We start from the raw sequence: 21,626 nt of genomic DNA on the forward strand, positions 1-21,626 counted from the left end.
GTACGGGCGTCAGATCACCGACTCCGCGCTGCTCGGCGATCCCGCCTCGCTGGTCTGCGGGGCACCGGCGGAGCTGCTGGTCTCCACCGGTGAGGAGGCCGGACCGCTGGCCGAGTCCGAGGTCTCCGGGGAGGAGGCCGGCGGGCTCGTCGGTGTCGGCGGGGTCGACGGGGACGTCGAAGTCGACGGCGGTGTCGACGGGGACGTGGAAGTGGTCGGCGGCTTCGTCGGCGACGTCGGCGCCGTGGGCGAGGTCGGCGGCTTCGTCGTCGGCGGCTTCGTCGGCGAGGTCGACGAACCGCTGCTCGGCCCCTGCGTCCCGCTCGGCTCGTCGGACGGCTCGGCCGGGTCCGTGGGCGTCGGGTCGTCGGAGGTGCCGTACGTGCCGTCCGGCCCCGGATCAGTCGGGCGGCTGGTGGCCGCACCGGTGTCGCCGGAACCGTCGTCGTTCTTCGGCACGTCCGCGCCCAGGCTGCCGTCGTTCAGGCCCTGGCTGGCCGACGGGTTGACGCCGACCTGGTCGGACGGGCTGGTGGGATCGTTCTCCGAGGTCGCCCCGAGCGTCACCACCGTGCCGAGCACGGCCACCAGCAGCGCGCCCGCGCCGGCCGCCACGAGGTTGCGCTTGGCGAGCCCCTTGAGGCCGCCCCGGGCCTTGTGCGACACCCCTGACGGAACCGGTGCGGGCGACGACGCCTGATAGGTGACCAGCGCGGAGCTGTCGGCCGACCGCTGAAGCTGCGGGAACGCCGTCGGGACGCCGCCAGGGGGCGACTGCGACTCCTCGTACCGGGCCTCCGGCACCTCCTCCCCCGCCATCGCGGCGAGGCCGGGCACGGTGCCCGAGCGGTCGGCGACCAGGGCGAGGGCCCGGCGCCCGGCGACGGTGCCGCGCTTGTCGGCGAGGGCGCCGCGCAGGCCGATCGAGGCCTCCAGTTCGGCACGGGCCCGGTCGAACTGTCCGCCGCAGAGCGCGAGAATGCCCAACTCATGGTGGAAGTAAGCCTGTTCCGACACGTCTCCGGCGAGCCGGGCGGCCTCGGCGCCGGAGCGCAGCGCCCGCTCCCAGGCGCCCCAGTGGCCGCCCGCGGCGAACGCCGGTGCCGCCGTGCGGGCCAGCCGCACGGTGGCGTTCTCCTCGTCCTCGGCGGGCGGTGTCGTGCCCGGTACGAGGAGAGCGAGGGCGGCGAGCAGGGCGTCCGCCTCGGCGCACACCCGCTCGGGGGTGACCGAGGGGTGTCCCGCCCACCAGGCGTAGTGCTGGGCGGCGGTGCGGGCGCCGGCCTCGATGTCGTCGTCGTAGCCGGCGGCCTCCAGCTGCGTCTGGACGCCGGCGGCCAGGCGGTAGCGGGAGCCGACCGGGGAGACCAGGCCGCAGGAGGCCAGCTCGCCGAGGGCGGCATCCGCGTGGGTGTCGCCGACGAGGGCGGGCAGGTGCGCCTGGTGGGGCACCTCGCCGCCGAGCGCGACGGCGAACCGCAGGGTGGCGCGCGCCGAGTCGCTGAGCCGGGTGGCGAGCAGCGGGGCGGGCGCGGCGGCCTCGCCGAGCGCGGGCAGGGGGACGTTCTCGCCCTCGTCCGGGGCGGAGGACGGGCCCGTGGAGGTGTCGAAGGGCGCGTCGAACGGTGCGTCGAAAGGCGCGCCGACCGGTGTGGCGTCCGCGAAGACACCGAACTCGTCGACGGCCCCGGCTCCGGCCCGCAGCCGGTCGCGGTGCCGCAGCAGCGCCCCGGCCTGGACGAACCGCAACGGCAGGCCTTCGGACTCGAACCAGAGGTCGCCGGCCCAGTTGGCCTCTTCCTCCGTGAGGACGCGGCCGACAGAGCGTTCCAGGAGTTCCACGCCGTCGGCGCGCTCCAGTCCGCCGAGGAAGACCTCTTCGAGGGCGGAGTCGGCGGACGGGGCGGGCACGTCGGGTGTGGCCGCGACCAGGAAGGCGCACTCGGGCGTGGCGTCCAGCAGTTCGTCCAGTGCGGCGCCGCCGAACTCGATGTCGTCGAGGACGACGACCGCGCCGATCTCACGGACGTAGGAGAGCAGTTCGTCCCGGTCCGGGCGGTGCAGGGGCGCGTCGTAGACGGCGTAGAACAGGTCGTGGAACAGGTCGCTCGACGTGCGGTGGTAGCCGCTGAGGCGGATGACGCCGTCGGGGGCGAGGTCCGCGCAGTCCTCGGCGACGATGTCGAGGAGGCTGGTGCGGCCGGAGCCGGCCGGGCCGGTGAGGCGTACGGAGCGGCCGCGGGCGAGCAGTCGTACCAGTCGCTCGCGCTCCTCCTGGCGGGCCAGGAACGGCAGCTCCGGCCGGGTGGGGCCGGGCGGGACCGGTGGCCTGGCCGCGCGGGCGACGTCCGCGCGTTCGGCCGCGCCGAGCTTCTCGGGACGGCCGGGGCGCTCGCCCGGCGGGCAGGCCTCTATCTCGCTGCCGTCGACGGGATTGACGGTGAGCAGGTAGTCGCCCACGACGAGCTGCACCGTGCGGGCGAGTGCGGGCGCGTGCTGCCCGAAGTCCGATGTGAGGGAGTCCCTGGGCGGCCTCCGGCTCGACGCATGGGCGTCACCGTCGTGGCCGTACTCCTCGGGCTCCCGGTTGTTCGGGTCCATAAAGTCAAGCCCCCCAAAAGCGTCGTGTGCCGGCTCCGGCCCCTCCCGGCCTGTTGCACACCGCGCTGTCGCCTCTGGTCCGGGCCCGCTCGAGGGTAGTCGGCAGCGGGCGACCGAACCCTAAACCTTTGCACAGTATCTACGACAGCCCGGGGTCCCGCGCCGTCCGAGACGTCACAGTCTCATGAGGATTGCGCACGACGTGTGTTTCGCAACCGGAAACACCCGGCCGCCCCGCCCCACCTGTACCGCAGGTCACACCCGGGGCAGCGACTCGACTCCGATACCGCCCTCGATCGCGAGGATCCTATGCAGTCGCGTGGCGACCAGCAGGCGCTGCATCTGCGGCGGTACGCCACGCAGCACGAGCCGTCGGCCGCAGCGGCCGGCGCGCCGGTGTGCCCCCATGATCACTCCGAGGCCGGTGGCGTCCCAGGAGTCCAGCTCGGACAGGTCGAGCACGAGGTCGCCGACTCCGTCGTCGACGGCCGTGTGCAGGACCGTACGGGCGTCCGCCGCGCTGCGGACGTCGAGGCGGCCCCCGACGACCAGCTCGGCGTGGTCGCCCCTGATGTACATATGCGCTCCCCGTGCGTCGTCTCGTGCTCCGCGGAAGTGAAAGGCCGGTGATGCAACCTCTGACTGCGTGGGACGGTCAGAGGTTGCCGTCCGTAAGCGAACCGATACCGAATTCACCCGGGGGGGTGATGCTCCCGGGGCCTGTGCGGTTTCCGTGCTTGATCAGTGCTTGTAGAAGCCCTGCCCGCTCTTGCGCCCGATGTCACCGGCGTCAACCATCCGGCGCATCAGCTCCGGTGGGGCGAACTTCTCGTCCTGGGACTCGGTGTAGATGTTGCCGGTGGCGTGCAGCAGGATGTCGACGCCGGTGAGGTCCGCCGTGGCGAGCGGCCCCATCGCGTGGCCGAAGCCCAGCTTGCAGGCGAGGTCGATGTCCTCGGCGGTGGCCACGCCCGACTCGTACAGCTTCGCCGCCTCGACGACGAGCGCCGAGATGAGACGGGTCGTCACGAAGCCGGCCACGTCACGGTTGACGACGATGCAGGTCTTGCCGACGGATTCGGCGAACTCCCGTGCGGTGGCGAGGGTTTCGTCGCTCGTCTTGTAGCCGCGCACCAGCTCGCACAGCTGCATCATGGGGACCGGCGAGAAGAAGTGCGTGCCGACCACGCGCTCCGGGCGCTCCGTCACTGCCGCGATCTTGGTGATCGGAATGGCGGAGGTGTTGGAGGCGAGCACGGCGTCGTCCCGCACGACCTTGTCGAGGGCCCGGAAGATCTCGTGCTTGACTTCGAGCTTCTCGAATACGGCCTCGACGACGATGTCGGCGTCGGCCACGGCGTCCAGGTCGGTGGTCGCGGTGATCCGGGCGAGGGCGGCGTCGGCGTCGTGCGCCTCGAGCCTGCCCTTGCTCACGAACTTGTCGTACGAGGCCTTGATGCCGTCGATGCCACGCTGGAGTGCCGCGTCGGTGACGTCACGCAGGACGACGTCCCAGCCCGCCTGCGCGGAGACCTGGGCGATACCGGAACCCATCAGGCCGGCGCCGATGACGGCAAGCTTCCGTGCCACTGTGCGACTCCCCTTTGAATGACTGCACACGAGCGCTTACAGGCTGTTGACGATTGCCTCTCCGGCGGACCCTAGCGAAGGTGAGGGGCTGTGTGACCGGTAAGTAATGCGCGTCACGTCTCATCTGACGGACATCACACCGGCCCGGCTCAGCGCTCCCCTCGTACGGCGTAGTTGAGCACCTTCTCGCCCAACAGCTCCTCGATGCCGTCGAGAAGCACGAGCCTATCTCGTAACACTTCGTCCGGATTGCGCCCGCCGACCGTCTCACGGCCGACGGCGACGAAGACGGTGTGGTGGATCCACGCGAGCTGACCGGCGATCAGGCGGGCAGGGGCGGCCGGGAGCGCGGGGGCGACGCGTCCGGGATGACGTGCGGGATACGGTCGTACCCCTCCATCAGGCCCACCCGGGGCGAAACCGCCTCGGCTTCACCGCGCGGCCCGCGCGGCCGGCTCCCCCCGCCTCGCGCCCCCGCCGGCGATGAGGCTCCGCACGCCGGCGCGGTCCGGCCCCGCGATCGACGCGATGTGCCGCTGTCCGGTGGACACGGTGCGGGAGGCTTACGTCGGCTCGTACACGACAACGCCCGGCTGTACGGCGTCCTGGCGGCCGTCGGCCTCGCCGCACCGTCCGTGACAGTGGGCACACGGACCTTCCGGATGTCCGGTGCGTAACTACTCTGACCTCATGGTCAATCTGACGCGCATCTACACCAGGACCGGCGACCAGGGCACCACCGCCCTCGGCGACATGAGCCGGGTCGCCAAGACCGACGCCCGGATCACCGCGTACGCCGACGCCAACGAGGCCAACGCGGTGATCGGCACGGCGATCGCGCTGGGCGGGCTGGACGAGGAGATCGTCAAGGTCCTCACCCGGGTGCAGAACGACCTGTTCGACGTGGGCGCGGACCTGTCGACTCCGGTGGTGGAGAAGCCGGAGTTCCCGCCCCTGCGGGTCGAGCAGTTCTACGTCGACAAGCTGGAGGCGGACTGCGACCGCTTCAACGAGCGGCTGGAGAAGCTGCGGTCCTTCATCCTGCCGGGGGGAACCCCGGGCGCGGCCCTCCTCCACCAGGCCTGCACGGTCGTACGCCGGGCCGAGCGGTCCACGTGGGCGGCGATGGAGGTGCACGGCGAGGTGATGAACCCCCTCACCGCGACCTACCTCAACCGCCTGTCGGACCTGCTGTTCATCCTGGCGCGGACCGCGAACAAGGACGTCGGCGACGCCCTGTGGGTGCCCGGCGGGGAACGCTGACGTCAGCGTCCGCCGGCCGGCGGACGCCGCGTCTGGGCCAGGCCCATCAGGACGAGCACCGCCCCGACGCACATCATCACCACGCCGACCTTCGTCAAGGTCACGACCGGGGTCTCGACATCCCCGGTGAACAGCCACAGCACCAGTCCGACCCCGAAGGTGCCGGCGCCCTCCAGCAGGTTCTTCCTCGCCTTGCTCATCGCCTGGCTCATCAGCGGGCACTCTCCTTCGTGAGGCTGGTGCGGTGTTCCGGCTCGGTTCCGGCCGGTGCCTTCTTCGGCCAGATCAGATAGGCCAGCGCGACCAGGCCGTGGATGCCGACCGCCCTGAGCGCGACCTGCTGGAAGGCGCGCAGGGACGAGATGTCGCCCGAGTCGCCGACGTACCAGACCGCCCCCTGGAGCAGGGCGCACGCCACGGCCGCGGCCAGGAGCGTACGCAGCCACAGGCGGCCCTCGTGCCGGGCCCGCGCCATGCCGTACCGCGGCGGGCCCACGGGCTTCGGGGCGCCGCCCAGGCGGTGGGCGGCGTGGCCGTCGAGCCAGCGGATCGTGTAGTGGCCGTAGGCGACGGTGTAGCCGATGTAGAGCGCGGCCAGGCCGTGCTCCCAGCCCGGTTCGGCGCCGTTGCGCAGGTCGATCGCCGTGACGACGAACAGGACCAGCTCCAGCACCGGCTCGCACAGCAGCAGCACCACGCTCGTCCGGCGCCGCCTCAGCAGATAGCGGGCGGCCAGGCCCAGCGCCAGCAGCACCCAGAATCCGACCTCGCAGGCGATGATCAACGCGACGATCACGGTTGGCTCCCTTCGGTCACCTTCCAGGCTCCCGGCGGAATCCGGGCGAGGCGTCGTCGGCGGTGACGAGGTCGCGGTACATCGAAGGATGCAGTGCCGGACGGTCCCTGGGAAGCACGCGTGCGTCGCGCGGCCCGTGTTGGATGGGGCCATGGCCCCGCGACTGCCCCGGCCGCACCGCTTCGACGTGTGCGTCGCCGTCACCGGACTGCTCTGCGGTGTGCTGGTGTGGGCGCTCGGCCTGTACTCCAACCCCGGACGGGCCCTGCCCGGAGTGTGGGTGCTGGCACCGCTCGCCGTGATGTCCGCGCTGGAGCTGCTGCGCCGGACCAGGCCCCAGCTGGCCGTGTCCCTCGGGACCGTCATGCTGGTCGCCGACCAGTTCACCCGCGGCAACATCGTCACGGTGACCATGTACACGGACCTGATGTACGCGGCCGCCCTGTACGGCAGCCCGGCCGCCGCCCGCCGCCTCCCCATCACCACGGGACTGGTCACGGTGGGCGTGACGATCGGGTTCGTGGCCTGGTGGCGGGTGCCGGAGGCGCTGCTCATCGGGTTCGTGACCGGCGTGGTGTCCTTCGCCCCGGCCGCCACCGGCGCACTGGTCCGCTCGCACCGCGACGCCGCCGACACGGCCCGGCTGCGCGCCGACCAGACCGCGCTGCTCGCCGAGATGGACCGCTCCCAGGCGGTAGTCGCCGAGCGCTCCCGGATGGCCCGCGAACTGCACGACCTGGTCGCGGGCCATCTCTCCGCGATCGCCATCCACTCCACGGCCGCGCTCTCCCTGAACGACCCGGTGACCTCCCGGGAGGCGCTCGGCGTCATCCGCGAGAACAGCGTCGAAGGGCTGGCCGAGATGCGGCGGCTCATCGGCATCCTGCGCGACAGCAGCGGCGACCTCGAACCGGCCGCGGCCCCCACCCTCGACGGACTCGGCTCCCTGGTCGAGGGCGCCCGCTCCAACGGCCTCGACGTCAGCCTCGACGCCGAGTACGGCTCGCTGCCGGCGCCGGTCGAACTCGCCGCGTACCGCATCGTCCAGGAGTCCCTGACCAACGCCCTCAAACACGCCTGTCCCGGCCGCGTCACCGTGACGCTCGCCCAGCGGGACGGCTCGCTGAACGTCGCGGTCACCAGCCCGTACGGCGACCGGGACGGCCCGCGCGCGCCGGGCTCGGGCGCCGGGCTGGTCGGCATGCGGGAGCGGACGGCGCTGCTGGGCGGCACGTTCGAGGCCGGGCCCGAGGGCACGTCCTGGACCGTACGCGCCACGCTTCCCCTCACCGAAGGAGACTCCGCATGAGCCGATCCGTCCGGGTCCTCGTCGCCGAGGACCAGTCCGCCGTCCGCGCCGGACTCGTCCTCATTCTGCGCAGCGCTTCCGACATCGAGGTGGTCGGCGAGGCCGCGGACGGCGAGCAGGCGGTGGTGCTGGCCCGCGAGCTGCGGCCCGACCTGGTGCTGATGGACATTCAGATGCCGCGTCTTGACGGGGTGTCGGCGACCCGGCAGGTCGTCGCGGAGGGCCTCGCCGACGTGCTGGTGCTGACCACCTTCGACCTCGACGAGTACGTGTTCGGCGCACTGCGGGCGGGGGCCGCCGGGTTCCTGCTGAAGAACACGGAGGCGAAGGACCTCATCGAAGCCGTCCGCACGGTCGCCAGGGGCGAGGGCATCGTCGCACCGGCCGTCACCCGGCGCCTGATCGCCGAGTTCGCGGCGAAGCCGGTACGGGCGCCCGGAGCCGACCCGGCGATCCTCGACTCCCTCACCCGCCGGGAGCGCGAGGTGCTGTCCTGCCTCGGCGAAGGGATGTCCAACGCCGGCATCGCGGACCGCCTCGACATGGCCGAGGCCACGGTGAAGACGCACGTCAGCCGACTGCTGGGGAAGCTGGAGCTGCGCAGCCGGGTCCAAGCAGCCGTGCTGGCACAGGAGTTGGGGATCTGACCGACCAGCACCTTACTGGTCCAGACCTCTTGACCGATGGTCCAGACCTTTCTATTCTCGCGGCACCGTGGGCGTGAAGGCTCAGTCGCGCCCCCAACCCCCGAGGAGGCGCAGCATGCGCTTCAGACACAGAGCCGCGGCAGCGTTCGCGACACTGATGCTCCCCTTCGCCGGCCTGGTCGGCCTCGCGAGCCCCGCCCAGGCCGCGGCGTCCGCCACCGCCACCTACACCAAGGCCTCCGACTGGGGCACCGGTTTCGAGGGCAAGTGGACGGTGAAGAACACCGGCACCACCTCCCTCAGCTCCTGGACCGTCGAGTGGGACTTCCCCTCCGGGACGTCCGTCACCTCCGCCTGGGACGCCGACGTCACGTCGTCCGGCACCCACTGGACCGCCAAGAACAAGTCCTGGAACGGGACCCTCGCCCCCGGCGCCTCCGTCTCCTTCGGCTTCAACGGCACCGGCACCGGCTCCCCCGCGGGCTGCAAGCTCAACGGCGGCAGCTGTGACGGCACCACCGTCCCCGGCGACGCTCCGCCCTCCGCCCCCGGCACCCCCACCGCCTCCGGCATCACCAACACCTCGGTGAAACTGACCTGGAGCGCGGCCACCGACGACAAGGGCGTCAAGAGCTACGACGTCCTGCGCGACGGTGCGAAGATCGCCACCGTGACGACGACCTCGTACACGAACACCGGCCTCACCGCCGGCACCGCCTACTCGTACTCCGTCCAGGCCCGCGACACCGCCGACCAGACCGGCCCGGTCAGCGGCGCGGTCGCCGTGCGCACCACCGGCGGCACCACCGACCCGCCCCCCGGCTCCAAGGTCAAGCTCGGCTACTTCACCGAGTGGGGCGTCTACGGCCGCAACTACCACGTCAAGAACCTGGTGACCTCGGGCTCGGCCGCGAAGATCACCCACATCAACTACGCCTTCGGCAACGTCAAGGACGGCAAGTGCGTCGTCGACGACACCTACGCCGCCTACGACAAGGCCTACACCGCCGACCAGTCCGTCAGCGGCACCGCCGACACCTGGGACCAGCCGCTGCGCGGCAACTTCAACCAGCTCCGCCAGCTCAAGGCCAAGTACCCGCACATCAAGGTGCTGTACTCCTTCGGCGGCTGGACCTACTCCGGCGGCTTCGCCCAGGCCGCGGCCAACCCGGCCGCCTTCGCCGCCTCCTGCAAGGCCGTCGTCGAGGACCCGCGCTGGGCCGACGTGTTCGACGGCATCGACATCGACTGGGAGTACCCGAACGCCTGCGGTCTGACCTGCGACACCTCGGGACCCGCGGCCTTCAGGAACCTGATGCAGGGCCTGCGCTCCTCGTTCGGCTCGAACTACCTCGTCACCGCCGCCATCACCGCCGACGGTTCCTCCGGCGGCAAGATCGACGCGGCCGACTACGGAGGCGCCGCCCAGTACCTCGACTGGTACAACGTGATGACGTACGACTACTTCGGCGCCTTCGACAAGGACGGCCCGACCGCCCCGCACTCGCCCCTCACCTCGTACCCCGGCATCCCGGCCGCGGGCTTCAACTCCGCCGACGCGATCGCCAAGCTGAAGACGAAGGGCGTGCCGTCCGCCAAGCTCCTGCTCGGCATCGGCTTCTACGGCCGCGGCTGGACCGGCGTCACCCAGTCCGCCCCCGGCGGCACGGCGACCGGCGCGGCACCCGGCACCTACGAGGCGGGCATCGAGGACTACAAGGTGCTCAAGACGTCCTGCCCGGTCACCGGAACCATCGCGGGCACGGCGTACGCGCACTGCGGCACCAACTGGTGGTCCTACGACACGCCCGCGACGATCGCCGGGAAGATGACCTGGGCCAAGAACCAGGGCCTGGGCGGCGCGTTCTTCTGGGAGTTCAGCGGTGACACCGGCAATGGCGAGCTGGTGAGCGCCATCAACAGCGGGCTGTCGTAAAAAAGTTCGCCAGGCGACGTTGACGCTCCCCCAGACCTCGTCCGGGGGGACCCCCACCCAGCGAGTGAATGCGGCTACGCCACATTCACTCGCTGTCCGGGCGGGGCTGCCTCCAGCCACGCGAGGAAACCGGTCAGCGCGTCCTCGCTCATGGCGAGCTCGAGTCGCGTGCCCCGGTGCAGACAGGTCAGGATGATCGCGTCGGAGAGCAGCGCCAGCTCCTCCTCGCCCTCGGGAAGGCGGCGGCCGGCCACCTCGATCAGGGAGCGTTCCAGGACGCGGCGCGGACGGTAGGCGTAGGAGAAGACGCGGTACCACTCGACGCGGTCGCCGTTGTAGCGGGCGACGCCGTAGCTCCAGCCCTTGCCGCTGGTGTCCGGCTTCTCGGAGACGTCCCAGCGCAGGGAACAGTCGAAGGTGCCGCCGGAGCGCTGGATGAGCCTGCGACGCAGGCCGAAGACGAACAGCCCCAGTGCCACCAGGACCACGACGATTCCGCACACAGTCAGAGCGAGGACCATCGACACCGACCTCCTCGTCTCCTAAGTACCCGAAATAGGTAACGGAACGGAAAAATCATCCGTATCTGCCTCAGCCGCGGTCGGCTCCGGATTGCTCCGGTGCCGGCCGCGGCTGAGTGACGTCATCGCATCCGCGCTGGGGTCAGCGCGCCGCCGCCGCACGCAGTCGAACGTCCGCGCGACGCTCGGCGTGGGCGTCGCCCTCCGCCTTCGCGCGCTCGAGCTCGCGCTCCGCGCTCTGGACGTCGATCTCGTCCGACAGCTCGGCGATCTCGGCCAGCAGCGACAGTTTGTTGTCGGCGAACGAGATGAAACCGCCGTGCACCGCGGCGACGACCGTTCCACCGTCACTCGTACGGATGGTCACCGGGCCCGACTCCAGCACACCGAGCAGCGGCTGGTGACCGGGCATGACGCCGATGTCGCCGGACGTGGTGCGCGCGACGACCAGGGTGGCCTCGCCGGACCAGACCTCTCGGTCGGCCGCGACCAGCGCGACGTGCAGCTCAGCAGCCAAGGTGGCTCCTCGGGTCACCACCCGGCGGGTCTGCCGGGTGTTGGTTACAAGTCTAGTAGGCGTGCGAGAGGGGGCGGGACGCGCCCGCCCCCTCAGACGAACTCAGCGCTCCGGGTCAGGAGACGCCCAGGTCCTTCGCGTTCTTCTTCAGGTCCTCGATACCACCGCACAGGAAGAACGCCTGCTCCGGGAAGTGGTCGTACTCGCCGTCGATGATCGAGTTGAAGGCCGCGATCGACTCGTCCAGCGGGACGTCCGACCCGTCGACGCCGGTGAACTGCTTGGCGACGTGGGTGTTCTGGGACAGGAAGCGCTCCACACGACGGGCGCGGTGGACGGTGAGCTTGTCCTCCTCGCCCAGCTCGTCGATACCGAGGATCGCGATGATGTCCTGCAGGTCCTTGTACTTCTGAAGGACCGACTTGACGCGCATCGCGGCCGCGTAGTGGTCCGCCGCGATGTAGCGGGGGTCCAGGATGCGGGACGTGGAGTCCAGCGGGTCCACGGCCGGGTAGATGCCCTTCTCGGAGATCGGACGGGACAGAACCGTCGTCGCGTCGAGGTGGGCGAAGGTGGTGGCCGGGGCCGGGTCGGTCAGGTCGTCCGCGGGGACGTAGATCGCCTGCATCGAGGTGATCGAGTGACCACGGGTCGAGGTGATGCGCTCCTGGAGGAGACCCATCTCGTCGGCCAGGTTCGGCTGGTAACCCACCGCGGAGGGCATCCGGCCGAGCAGGGTCGAGACCTCGGAACCGGCCTGGGTGAAGCGGAAGATGTTGTCGATGAAGAACAGCACGTCCTGCTTCTGCACATCGCGGAAGTACTCCGCCATGGTCAGACCGGCCAGGGCCACGCGCAGACGGGTGCCCGGGGGCTCGTCCATCTGACCGAAGACCAGGGCGGTCTTGTCGATGACGCCGGACTCCGACATCTCCTCGATGAGGTCGTTGCCCTCACGGGTGCGCTCGCCGACACCGGCGAACACGGAGACACCGTCGTGGTTGTTGGCGACGCGGTAGATCATCTCCTGGATGAGCACCGTCTTGCCGACGCCGGCACCGCCGAACAGACCGATCTTTCCACCCTTGACGTACGGGGTGAGAAGGTCGATGACCTTGACGCCGGTCTCGAACATCTCGGTCTTCGACTCGAGCTCGTCGAAGCGCGGGGCCTTGCGGTGGATGGACCAGCGCTCGCCCTCGTACTGCTCGTCGACGTTCAGCACCTCACCGAGGGTGTTGAACACCTTGCCCTTGGTGAAGTCGCCGACCGGAACGGTGATGCCGTTGCCGGTGTCGGTGACCGGGGCCTGGCGGACCAGACCGTCGGTGGGCTGCATCGAGATCGTGCGGACCAGGCCGTCACCCAGGTGCTGGGCGACCTCCAGGGTCAGCGTCTTCTTCTCGCCGTCCTGGGCCGGGTCGGCCACCTCGACGTGCAGAGCGTTGTAGATCTCCGGCATCGCGTCGACGGGGAACTCCACGTCGACGACCGGGCCGATGACCCGGGCGACGCGGCCCGTGGCAACGGCCGTCTCAACTGTCGTCGTCATTACCTGTCACTCCCCGCGGACGCGTCGGCCAAGGCTGCGGAGCCACCGACGATCTCGCTGATTTCCTGGGTGATTTCGGCCTGGCGGGCCGCGTTGGCAAGTCGGGAGAGCGTGGTGATCAGGTCTCCCGCGTTGTCGGTGGCCGACTTCATCGCGCGGCGCGTGGCGGCGTGCTTGGAGGCGGCCGACTGGAGCAGCGCGTTGTAGATACGGCTTTCGACGTACCGCGGCAGAAGGGCGTCGAGGACGTCCTCCGCCGACGGCTCGAAGTCGTACAGCGGAAGGATCTCGCCCTGGGGCGCTTCCTCCGCGACCTCTTCGAGGCGCAGCGGCAGCAATCGGCTGTCGATCGCGGTCTGCGTCATCATCGAGACGAACTCGGTGTAGACGATGTGGAGTTCGTCCACGCCGCCCTCGGCCGTGTCCTTCTCGATGGCCTCGATCAGCGGACCCGCGACCTTCTTCGCGTCCGCGTAGGTGGGCTGGTCGGTGAAACCCGACCACGACTCCGCGACCTTGCGCTCGCGGAAGTTGTAGTGGGCCAGACCGCGGCGGCCGACGATGTACGTGTCGACCTCCTTGCCCTCGGCCTCGAGACGGGCGGTCAGCAGCTCCGCCGCCTTGATGGCGTTGGAGTTGAAGGCGCCGGCCAGTCCGCGGTCGCTCGTGAGGAGCAGCACCGCGGAACGGCTCGCCGTCTCCGCCTCCGTCGTCAGCGGGTGCTTGGTGTTCGAACCGGTGCCGACCGCCGTGACCGCGCGGGTGAGCTCGGTCGCGTACGGCGTGGAGGCCGCCACCTTGCGCTGCGCCTTGACGACGCGCGAGGCGGCGATCATCTCCATCGCCTTGGTGATCTTCTTGGTCGCGGTGACGGATCGGATGCGACGCTTGTAGACCCGGAGCTGGGCTCCCATGAGTCAGGTCCCTTCCTACGTCACTTGGAGACGTTGACGGACGGAGCGTCCTCGCCGAGCAGCTTGCCGTCCGAGGTCTCGAACTGCTTCTTGAAGTCGGCGATGGCGTCGGCGATGGCCGTCAGCGTGTCGTCGGACATCTTGCCGCCCTCCTTGATGGAGGTCATGAGGCCCTGCTCCTTGCGGTGCAGGTACTCCAGGAGCTCCTTCTCGAAGCGGCGGATGTCGGCGACCGGTACGTCGTCCATCTTGCCGGTGGTGCCGGCCCAGACGGAGACGACCTGGTCCTCGGTCGGCATCGGCTGGTACTGAGCCTGCTTGAGCAGCTCGACCAGTCGCTGACCGCGCTCCAGCTGCGACTTCGACGCGGCGTCCAGGTCGGAACCGAAGGCGGCGAACGCCTCCAGCTCACGGAACTGGGCGAGGTCCAGACGCAGACGGCCGGAGACCTGCTTCATCGCCTTGTGCTGCGCGGAACCACCGACTCGGGAGACGGAGATACCGACGTTCAGCGCGGGACGCTGACCGGCGTTGAACAGGTCCGACTCCAGGAAGCACTGGCCGTCGGTGATGGAGATGACGTTGGTCGGGATGAACGCCGAGACGTCGTTGGCCTTGGTCTCGACGATCGGCAGACCCGTCATCGAACCGGCGCCCAGCTCGTCGGAGAGCTTCGCGCAGCGCTCCAGCAGACGGGAGTGCAGGTAGAAGACGTCACCCGGGTAGGCCTCACGGCCCGGCGGGCGGCGCAGCAGCAGCGACACGGCGCGGTAGGCGTCGGCCTGCTTCGACAGGTCGTCGAAGATGATCAGGACGTGCTTGCCCTCGTACATCCACTGCTGGCCGATGGCCGAGCCGGTGTACGGCGCCAGGTACTTGAAGCCGGCCGGGTCGGACGCCGGGGCGGCGACGATGGTCGTGTACTCCAGCGCGCCGGCCTCGTCGAGGGCGCCACGCACGGAGGCGATGGTCGAGCCCTTCTGACCGATGGCGACGTAGACGCAGCGGACCTGCTTCTTCGGGTCGCCGGAGCGCCAGTTGTCACGCTGGTTGATGATCGTGTCGACGGCCAGGGCGGTCTTGCCGGTCTGGCGGTCGCCGATGACCAGCTGACGCTGGCCACGGCCGATCGGGGTCATCGCGTCGACGGCCTTGTAGCCGGTCTCCATCGGCTCGTGCACCGACTTACGGGCCATGACGCCCGGGGCCTGCAGCTCGAGGGCGCGTCGGCCGCTGGTCTCGATCTCGCCGAGGCCGTCGATCGGGTTGCCGAGCGGGTCGACCACGCGGCCGAGGTAGCCCTCGCCGACGGCCACGGACAGGACCTCGCCGGTGCGGGTGACCGGCTGGCCTTCCTCGATGCCATTGAACTCGCCGAGGACGACGGCACCGATCTCGCGCTCTTCGAGGTTCAGCGCGAGGCCGAGGGTGCCGTCCTCGAACTTCAGCAGCTCGTTCGCCATGGCCGAGGGCAGGCCCTCGATCTTGGCGATACCGTCGCCGGCGACGGTGACCGTTCCGACCTCCTCGCGCGAGGCCGCGTCCGGCTGGTACGACTGGACGAAGTTCTCCAGCGCGTCCCGGATCTCCTCCGGCCGGATCGTGAGCTCCGCCATCTGGGTTCCCTGCTCTCCTTGTTGGGCCCGAAGTTTCACTTTGGGGTCTGGGGGCGACCCCCAGGATTCTTCTGCACGGCCCAACACGGGCCGTAATAAGTACGTACTGCTATGAAGTTGCTGCTAGCTCGCCAGTCGGCGGCCGGCGTCCTCGATACGGTCCGCGACGGAGCCGTTGATGACTTCGTCACCGACCTGCACCCGGATCCCGCCGAGGACCTCGGGGTCCACGTCGAGGTTGAGGTGCATCGTGCGGCCGTAGAGCTTCGCGAGGGCGGCACCCAGGCGCTGCTTCTGCTGGTCGCTCAGCGGTACCGCCGAGGTGACGACGGCCACCATGCGGTCCCGGCGCTCGGCGGCGAGCTTGGACAGGGACTCCAGTCCCGCTTCCAGGCTACGTCCCCGCGGCGCGGTCACAAGGCGTGTCACCAGACGCTCGGTGGTCGGGGCGGCCCGGCCGCCGAGCAGGCTGCGCAGCAGCTCGCTCTTCGCCGAGGCGCCCGCCTTGCGGTTGGTCAGCGCGGCGCGCAGCTCGGTGGCCGAGGCGACGATCCGGCCGAACCGGAACAGCTCGTCCTCGACGCTGTCGAGCTTGCCCGCCTTCTGCGCGGCGGTGAGGTCGGCGAGCGCCGCCAGCTCCTCCAGGGCGTCCACCAGGTCACGCGACTGCGACCAGCGGGAACGCACCAGGCCGGACACCAGGTCGACGGTCTGACCGCCGACCTGGGAGCCGAGCAGGCGCTGGGCCAGTTCGGCCTTGGACTCTCCGGACTGCGCCGGGTCGGTCAGGACCCGACGCAGCGACACCTCGCGGTGCAGCAGCGCGGTGACGGCGGCCAGCTCGTCGGCGAGCGAGCCGGCGTCCACGGACGTGGAGTCCGTCAGCGCGTCGAGACGCTCGCGTGCGGCTGCCAGGGCCTCGCGGCTCGCTCCGTTCATCGCGTGGCCTCGGCCTTCTCCTCAAGCTCACCGAGGAAGCGGTCGATCACACGGCTCTGCCGGGCGTGGTCCTCGAGGGACTCGCCGACGAGCTTGCCCGCCAGGTCGGTCGCGAGCTTGCCGACGTCCTGGCGCAGCGCGGACGCGGCGGCCTTGCGGTCGGCCTCGATCTGGGCGTGACCGGCGGCGACGATCTCCTCGCGCTGCCGCTGGCCTTCCGCGCGCATCTCGGCGATGAGCGTGGCGCCCTGCTCCTGCGCCTCCTGGCGCAGCCGCGCGGCCTCGTGGCGGGCCTCGGCGAGCTGAGCCTTGTACTGCTCAAGGACGCTCTGGGCCTCGGTCTGTGCGGCCTCGGCCTTCTCGATACCGCCCTCGATGGCCTCGCGACGCTCTTCCAGAACCTTGTTGATGGTCGGGAGGAGCTTCTTGGCGAGGAAGCCGAAGACGATGACGAAAGCGATGAGGCCGATGACAACTTCCGGCCACGGCGGGATGAGGGGGTTCTCCTTCTCACCCTCAGCCGCCAGGAAAACCAGGGCGGATGTCACATCAGTGCCTTTCGTCGAAAGGGTCGGTCGTCAGGGTTCGTCTTAGTAGACGAACGGCATGACGAGACCGATCAGGGCGAGCGCCTCACAGAACGCGAAGCCCAGGATCTGGTTGGCGCGGATGAGGCCGGCCGCCTCGGGCTGGCGGGCGAGGGCCTGGGTGCCGTTACCGAAGATGATGCCAACGCCGACGCCGGGGCCGATGGCCGCAAGACCGTAACCGACGGAACCGAGGTCACCGGTGACAGCAGCAAGGTTGGACATGCCAGTTCTTCCTTCTCTTTACGGACCGGTGGGGGTTGGCCACCGGACGACTCTGGGGGTTCGAAAAGCGGGGTGCTCAGTGGTGCTCGGCGAGCGCGCCCTGGATGAAGGTGCAGGTCAGGAGGACGAAGACGTACGCCTGAACCGCCTGGATGAAGAGCTCGAAGGCCGTCATCACGATGACCATCACGAACGAGACGGCGGAGTAGGCGATGCCGATGCCGTTCAGCATGTACCAGCTGGCGATCGTGAAGAGCAGCAGCAGGGTGTGACCGGCGAACATGTTCGCGAACAGTCGCACCGCGTGCGTGAACGGGCGGACCAGCAGGTTCGAGAAGAACTCGATGGTCATGGCCAGCGGGAGCACCGCGCCGAGCGACTTGTCGTAGCCCGTGAAGTTCTTGAAGGCACCCACGAAACCGTGCCGCTTGAAGGTCAGGGAGACCCAGGTGATGTAGACGATCAGGGCCAGGATCGCCGGGTAGGCGATGATCGACGTCACCGGGAAGGCGGCGACCGGGATGATCGACCAGAGGTTCATCATCCAGATGAAGAAGAACAGTGAGACGGCGAGCGGGACGTACTTCTCGCCTTCCTTCTTTCCGATCGTCTCGTAGACGATGCCGCGGCGTACGAAGTCGTAGCCGGCCTCGGCGACCATCTGGAGCTTGCCGGGGACCATCTTCGGCCTGGCGAAGGCGGCCCAGAAGAAGCCCACGATGATGATGGAGCCCAGAAGCGCCAGCAGCATCGGCTTGTTGAAGTAGAGGCCGTTGCCGTCGGCGTCGCCCAAGAGCGGCTCGAACAGGAACGAGTGCAGGCCCGGAGCCGGGAAGCCACAACCGTCGAACAGGTGGCAGTCGGTCTCGAAGGCGAGCGTCTGCGTCGGGTCAGCACTCACCGCGGGCTCCTTCAGCGTGGCGCATAGGTACGGCAACCTCGTTGTGTCGGCGCGGCGCGCAGCCGCGGTTCGGCACGGGACTGGTGTTTCGGATGTGGGGGCGGCCGGGGGGCATCTCGCCTCGCGATTGAGCAGGCGTCAGCTCAGATGCCCGCGCCCGCGATGCCGCAGTTGGCACCGGACGATAGCAGCATCTCTGTAGCGCCCTTATCCCGGCCCTACCCCTCACGACGAGTGCCCCGTCTTGTGGGGCTTGTCGCCCGAGGACTCGGGCTCTACGTAGAGGATCTTGGCCTTCATGTGGGCGCGCGTCTGTGCGGCGATCCACACGAGGGTGCCGACGACGAGCGCGATCGCGAAGGCCCGGGCGTTGAACAGCGTCGTGTTCTTGAAGGCCGCGAGGAAGATGAAAAGCAGCAGGATCTGTGCCGCGTACAACATCAGGCCCATGGCCTGGAAGAGGTGCGGAAGCGATTTGGCAGTGCGCTGCAGAACGTAGAGGCCGATCCCCATGAACAGGATCACGATCAGCGTCGCCACGCCCGCCCCGATCGCTCCCTTGCCACCGGCGACCACACCACTGACGACGGCGGCTACAGCGCCGACGGCAGCTGTGGGCACAGCGGCCTGGAGCAGGATCCGGACGTCGTTGGACGGCATGGCGGCAACTCCGCTTTCACAGGGGGGCAGGGGTGTCGTCATGGACGAGCGTAGTCCCGGGCTGAGGGAGTACCTCACGCCAATGGACCGTCGCACTGCGGTCCTTCGGCTCTATCCGGGGTTCTCGTGAACCGTATCACAAACTATTTGATGCGGTCTTTACCAAGTGGGTGTGCCTGCTGTCACACATGAGAGTGACAGTGCGCGTCTGTGCAAGATCCAGGGCGACTTGTCTGGTATTGCGGAATTTTGCTTCCCCACGACTTGGCAATGCTCTAGTCAGATTCTTACCTTGTCCACGTCAGCGGGACGTCCCGGCCTTGCGCCCGTCGACCAGACGTGCACGGGCGCCGAGGGCGGTCGCTCCGTTGACGCCCGCCACCCCCGCGGCCACGGGAGCGCGGCTCTCCTGCTCGACCGCTGCCGTCGGCGCGGGCTCCTCGGCCTCCGTCCGGCGGCGGTAGCGCGGCGGCACGAAGTGCTGGGCCCAGCGCGGGGCGCGCGGCGTGAAGCGGGGCAGCAGAAGCAGCAACAGCCCGATGGCGCTGAGGAACACGACACCGAGCACGATCCACATGGACGCCGAGTTCACCGAGTAGGCGAGCGCACCGAAGGCGATCAGCGCCGACCAGAAGTACATGATCAGGACGGCCCTGCTGTGCGAGTGGCCGACCTCCAGCAGGCGGTGGTGCAGGTGGCCGCGGTCGGCCGCGAACGGCGACTGGCCGCGCCAGGTGCGGCGCACGATGGCGAGGATCAGGTCGGCGGCCGGGATCGCGATGATGGTCAGCGGCATCAGCAGCGGGATGTAGATCGGCACCATCTGGTGCACCGCGCTGCGCTCGGACCCGCCGAAGAGGTTGTCCGGGTCGACCTGCCCCGTGATGGAGATCGCGCCGGCGGCCAGCACCAGTCCGATCAGCATCGAGCCCGAGTCGCCCATGAAGATCCGCGCCGGGTGCATGTTGTGCGGCAGGAAGCCCACGCACATGCCCATCAGGATCGCCGCGAACAGCGTGGCCGGGGCGGCCGCCTCGATGCCGTACGAGTACCAGATGCGGTAGGCGTACATGAAGAACGCGGCCGCCGCGATGCACACCATTCCGGCGGCGAGGCCGTCGAGGCCGTCCACGAAGTTGACCGCGTTGATGGTGATGACGACCAGCGCCACCGTCAGCAGGGTGCCCTGCCACTGGGTCAGCGCGACCGTGCCCACGCTCGGGATCGGCAGCCACAGGATCGTCAGACCCTGCATGACCATCACGCCCGCGGCGATCATCTGGCCGCCCAGCTTGATCAGGGCGTCGATCTCGAACTTGTCGTCCAGGACGCCGATCAGCCAGATGACAGCCGCTCCGGAGAGCAGCGCGCGCGGCTCGTTCGACTTCTCGAAGACCTGGTTGAGGTTGGTCAGGTGGTCCGCGACCAGCAGGCCCGCACACAGCCCGAAGAACATCGCGATCCCGCCGAGCCGCGGAGTGGGTTCCCGGTGCACGTCACGCGCCCGGATCTCCGGCATCGCTCCGGCCGCGATCGCGAACTTCCGTACCGGCCCTGTCAGCAGATACGTCACCGCGGCCGTGACGCAGAGCGTCAGCAGGTATTCACGCACGGGCTTCCCCACAGGTCTCGCTGGCCATCTCAGTCCCACACACTAGCGATGCGCGCATAGGGTTCGGGACGTCCGGGTAGCGACGATGGTTGCACGTGTGCCTGTGCACTGATCAGCGCCTACCCAGGTTCAGCCGGGATACGGCGGAAATCCCCCGGCCAGCTCCCGCACTTCTTCACGGGCCTTCTGGCTCTCCGCTTCACCCCTGAGGACCTGCGCGAACAGTACGGCGATCCGCACCATCTCCGTCTCCCCCATGCCCTGGGTGGTCACGGCCGCGGTGCCCAGACGCAGGCCACGGACGTCCGCGTGCGGCAGCGCACAGCAGTCGAGCACCATCCCGGCCGCCGCGAGCCGGCCGCGCGCGGTGCGGCCGTCGACACCGAGGGGTGCCGGATCGGCCGTGACCAGGTGGGTGTCGGTCCCGCCGGTGGTGACGACCAGCCCTTCGGCGGCGAGCCTGGCCGCCAGCACCCGGGCGTTGGCGACCACCTGATGGGCGTACGCCGTGAAGGCCGGCGTCGCCGCCTCACCGAACGCGACGGCCTTGGCGGCGATGGTGTGCATCTGGGCACCGCCCTGGGTGAAGGGGAACACGGCCCGGTCCACCCGCTCGGCGAGATCGGCGCCGCACAGGATCATGCCGCCGCGCGGGCCGCGCAGCACCTTGTGGGTGGTGGCGCACACGACGTCGGCGTACGGCACCGGGTTCGGCGCCGCTCCCCCGGCGACGAGGCCGATGGGGTGGGCGGCGTCCGCGATCAGGTACGCGCCCACCTCGTCGGCGACCTCCCGGAAGCAGGCGTAGTCGATGTGCCGGGGATAGGCGATGGAGCCGCACACGATCGCCTTGGGCCGGTGCGTCCGGGCGAGCGTGCGCACCTGGTCGTAGTCGATGAGCCCGGTCTCCGCGTCCACCCCGTACCCCACGAAGTCGAACCAGCGGCCGGAGAAGTTGGCGGGCGAGCCGTGCGTGAGGTGGCCGCCGTAGGGCAGCCCGAGGGCGAGGACGGTGTCGCCGGGGCGCAGCAGGGCGGCGTACGCGGCCAGCACGGCCGAGGATCCCGAGTGGGCCTGCACGTTGGCGTGTTCGGCCCCGAACAGCGCCTTCGCCCGCTCCACGGCGATCCGCTCGGCGACGTCGACGATCTCGCAGCCCCCGTGGTACCGGGCACCGGGATACCCCTCCGCGTACTTGTTGGCGAGGGACGAGCCGAGGGCGGCCAGCACGGCCGGCGAGGAGAAGTTCTCGGCGGCGATCAACTGCAGCGTCGTCGCCTGCCGGTCGGCCTCCCCGAGCAGGATCTCGGCCAGCTCGGGGTCGCGGCGCCGCAGGACGTCGACGGCGGTCTCAAGGACAGGGGTGACCGACATGATGGGCTCCGGGCGTCGACGGTGACGTAGGACCAATGTAGGCCCAGGACGCCTTCTCAGCCCGTC

Annotated in this window: 21 protein-coding genes and 1 pseudogene; 4 read left to right on the forward strand and 18 right to left on the reverse strand. The window is 69.7% G+C overall.

Translation table 11 applies throughout. The annotated features are described in order from the left end of the window. Window positions 1-9: 9 nt before the first annotated feature. From KUM49_RS25805 to KUM49_RS48610, 4 genes and pseudogenes are all read right to left on the reverse strand, one after another. On the reverse strand, window positions 10-2,601 hold the full coding sequence (locus tag KUM49_RS25805) for an ATP-binding protein (RefSeq protein ID WP_217239338.1): 2,592 nt from the start codon (window positions 2,599-2,601) through the stop codon (window positions 10-12). Between the two features lie 255 nt (window positions 2,602-2,856). Next, window positions 2,857-3,180 carry an STAS domain-containing protein gene (locus tag KUM49_RS25810; protein WP_053753244.1) on the reverse strand — a complete coding sequence of 108 codons (324 nt, stop codon included), beginning with the start codon at window positions 3,178-3,180 and terminating at the stop codon, window positions 2,857-2,859. 162 nt (window positions 3,181-3,342) lie between these two features. Then, a complete protein-coding gene (locus KUM49_RS25815) occupies window positions 3,343-4,191 on the reverse strand; it encodes a 3-hydroxyacyl-CoA dehydrogenase family protein (RefSeq protein WP_217239339.1) in 849 nt (282 codons plus the stop codon). A 149-nt stretch (window positions 4,192-4,340) separates the two neighbouring features. Further along, window positions 4,341-4,630, reverse strand: a pseudogene (locus tag KUM49_RS48610) (TetR/AcrR family transcriptional regulator); the annotation flags it as partial. Between the two features lie 251 nt (window positions 4,631-4,881). Here KUM49_RS48610 and KUM49_RS25820 point away from each other — a divergent pair. Further along, window positions 4,882-5,454 (forward strand): cob(I)yrinic acid a,c-diamide adenosyltransferase, encoded by a 573-nt coding sequence (locus tag KUM49_RS25820; RefSeq protein WP_217239340.1) that lies wholly within the window; start codon window positions 4,882-4,884, stop codon window positions 5,452-5,454. Window positions 5,455-5,456: 2 nt separating this feature from the next. On the opposite strand, the gene KUM49_RS25825 is transcribed toward KUM49_RS25820, so the two are convergent. Together KUM49_RS25825 and KUM49_RS25830 are read right to left on the reverse strand one after the other, a co-directional pair. Continuing rightward, window positions 5,457-5,666: a DUF5708 family protein gene (locus KUM49_RS25825; protein ID WP_374200201.1), complete on the reverse strand. Its 210-nt coding sequence runs from the start codon at window positions 5,664-5,666 to the stop codon at window positions 5,457-5,459. Then, entirely contained in the window at window positions 5,666-6,250 is a 585-nt protein-coding gene (locus KUM49_RS25830; protein ID WP_217239341.1) for a hypothetical protein, read from the reverse strand. The genes KUM49_RS25825 and KUM49_RS25830 overlap by 1 nt, the downstream gene beginning before the upstream one ends. Before the next feature lie 151 nt (window positions 6,251-6,401). Between KUM49_RS25830 and KUM49_RS25835 the strand changes: the two genes are divergently transcribed. The 3 genes from KUM49_RS25835 (at window position 6,402) to KUM49_RS25845 (ending at window position 10,142) form a co-directional block, all read left to right on the forward strand. Further along, entirely contained in the window at window positions 6,402-7,559 is a 1,158-nt protein-coding gene (locus KUM49_RS25835) for a sensor histidine kinase (RefSeq protein WP_217239342.1), read from the forward strand. Continuing rightward, window positions 7,556-8,206 carry a response regulator transcription factor gene (locus KUM49_RS25840; protein ID WP_217239343.1) on the forward strand — a complete coding sequence of 217 codons (651 nt, stop codon included), beginning with the start codon at window positions 7,556-7,558 and terminating at the stop codon, window positions 8,204-8,206. Before KUM49_RS25835 ends, KUM49_RS25840 begins: the two co-directional genes overlap by 4 nt. 115 nt (window positions 8,207-8,321) lie before the next feature. Next, window positions 8,322-10,142, forward strand: coding sequence for a glycoside hydrolase family 18 chitinase (locus KUM49_RS25845; protein ID WP_217239344.1), 1,821 nt, complete (start codon window positions 8,322-8,324; stop codon window positions 10,140-10,142). Window positions 10,143-10,216: 74 nt separating this feature from the next. Here the strand turns inward: KUM49_RS25845 and KUM49_RS25850 are convergent, their stop codons facing one another. The 12 genes from KUM49_RS25850 to glyA form a co-directional block, all read right to left on the reverse strand. Beyond that, window positions 10,217-10,663 (reverse strand): DUF2550 domain-containing protein, encoded by a 447-nt coding sequence (locus KUM49_RS25850; RefSeq protein WP_217239345.1) that lies wholly within the window; start codon window positions 10,661-10,663, stop codon window positions 10,217-10,219. Between the two features lie 142 nt (window positions 10,664-10,805). Next, a complete protein-coding gene (locus KUM49_RS25855) occupies window positions 10,806-11,180 on the reverse strand; it encodes a F0F1 ATP synthase subunit epsilon (protein WP_217239346.1) in 375 nt (124 codons plus the stop codon). A gap of 115 nt (window positions 11,181-11,295) precedes the next feature. Further along, a complete protein-coding gene (gene atpD, locus KUM49_RS25860; protein WP_217239347.1) occupies window positions 11,296-12,732 on the reverse strand; it encodes a F0F1 ATP synthase subunit beta in 1,437 nt (478 codons plus the stop codon). Beyond that, window positions 12,732-13,646, reverse strand: coding sequence for a F0F1 ATP synthase subunit gamma (locus KUM49_RS25865; protein WP_217239348.1), 915 nt, complete (start codon window positions 13,644-13,646; stop codon window positions 12,732-12,734). Before KUM49_RS25865 ends, atpD begins: the two co-directional genes overlap by 1 nt. A 20-nt stretch (window positions 13,647-13,666) precedes the next feature. Then, window positions 13,667-15,262 (reverse strand): F0F1 ATP synthase subunit alpha, encoded by a 1,596-nt coding sequence (gene atpA, locus KUM49_RS25870; RefSeq protein ID WP_217239349.1) that lies wholly within the window; start codon window positions 15,260-15,262, stop codon window positions 13,667-13,669. Window positions 15,263-15,385: 123 nt separating this feature from the next. Beyond that, window positions 15,386-16,201 (reverse strand): F0F1 ATP synthase subunit delta, encoded by an 816-nt coding sequence (locus KUM49_RS25875; RefSeq protein ID WP_217239350.1) that lies wholly within the window; start codon window positions 16,199-16,201, stop codon window positions 15,386-15,388. Beyond that, window positions 16,198-16,749: a F0F1 ATP synthase subunit B gene (locus tag KUM49_RS25880; protein WP_217239351.1), complete on the reverse strand. Its 552-nt coding sequence runs from the start codon at window positions 16,747-16,749 to the stop codon at window positions 16,198-16,200. Before KUM49_RS25880 ends, KUM49_RS25875 begins: the two co-directional genes overlap by 4 nt. Window positions 16,750-16,791: 42 nt before the next feature. Further along, window positions 16,792-17,013: an ATP synthase F0 subunit C gene (gene atpE / locus KUM49_RS25885; RefSeq protein WP_004925497.1), complete on the reverse strand. Its 222-nt coding sequence runs from the start codon at window positions 17,011-17,013 to the stop codon at window positions 16,792-16,794. A gap of 76 nt (window positions 17,014-17,089) precedes the next feature. Beyond that, window positions 17,090-17,914, reverse strand: coding sequence for a F0F1 ATP synthase subunit A (gene atpB, locus KUM49_RS25890; RefSeq protein WP_308406747.1), 825 nt, complete (start codon window positions 17,912-17,914; stop codon window positions 17,090-17,092). 225 nt (window positions 17,915-18,139) lie between these two features. Further along, complete coding sequence (locus KUM49_RS25895) at window positions 18,140-18,574, reverse strand: hypothetical protein (protein WP_217239507.1); 435 nt, start codon at window positions 18,572-18,574, stop codon at window positions 18,140-18,142. Window positions 18,575-18,875: 301 nt separating this feature from the next. Further along, window positions 18,876-20,186 carry an MraY family glycosyltransferase gene (locus KUM49_RS25900; RefSeq protein WP_217239352.1) on the reverse strand — a complete coding sequence of 437 codons (1,311 nt, stop codon included), beginning with the start codon at window positions 20,184-20,186 and terminating at the stop codon, window positions 18,876-18,878. A gap of 129 nt (window positions 20,187-20,315) precedes the next feature. Then, a complete protein-coding gene (glyA, locus tag KUM49_RS25905) occupies window positions 20,316-21,560 on the reverse strand; it encodes a serine hydroxymethyltransferase (RefSeq protein WP_217239353.1) in 1,245 nt (414 codons plus the stop codon). Window positions 21,561-21,626: the final 66 nt, after the last annotated feature.

The sequence above is a fragment of the Streptomyces sp. AC555_RSS877 genome (assembly GCF_019049245.1).
Classification (GTDB): Bacteria; Actinomycetota; Actinomycetes; order Streptomycetales; family Streptomycetaceae; genus Streptomyces.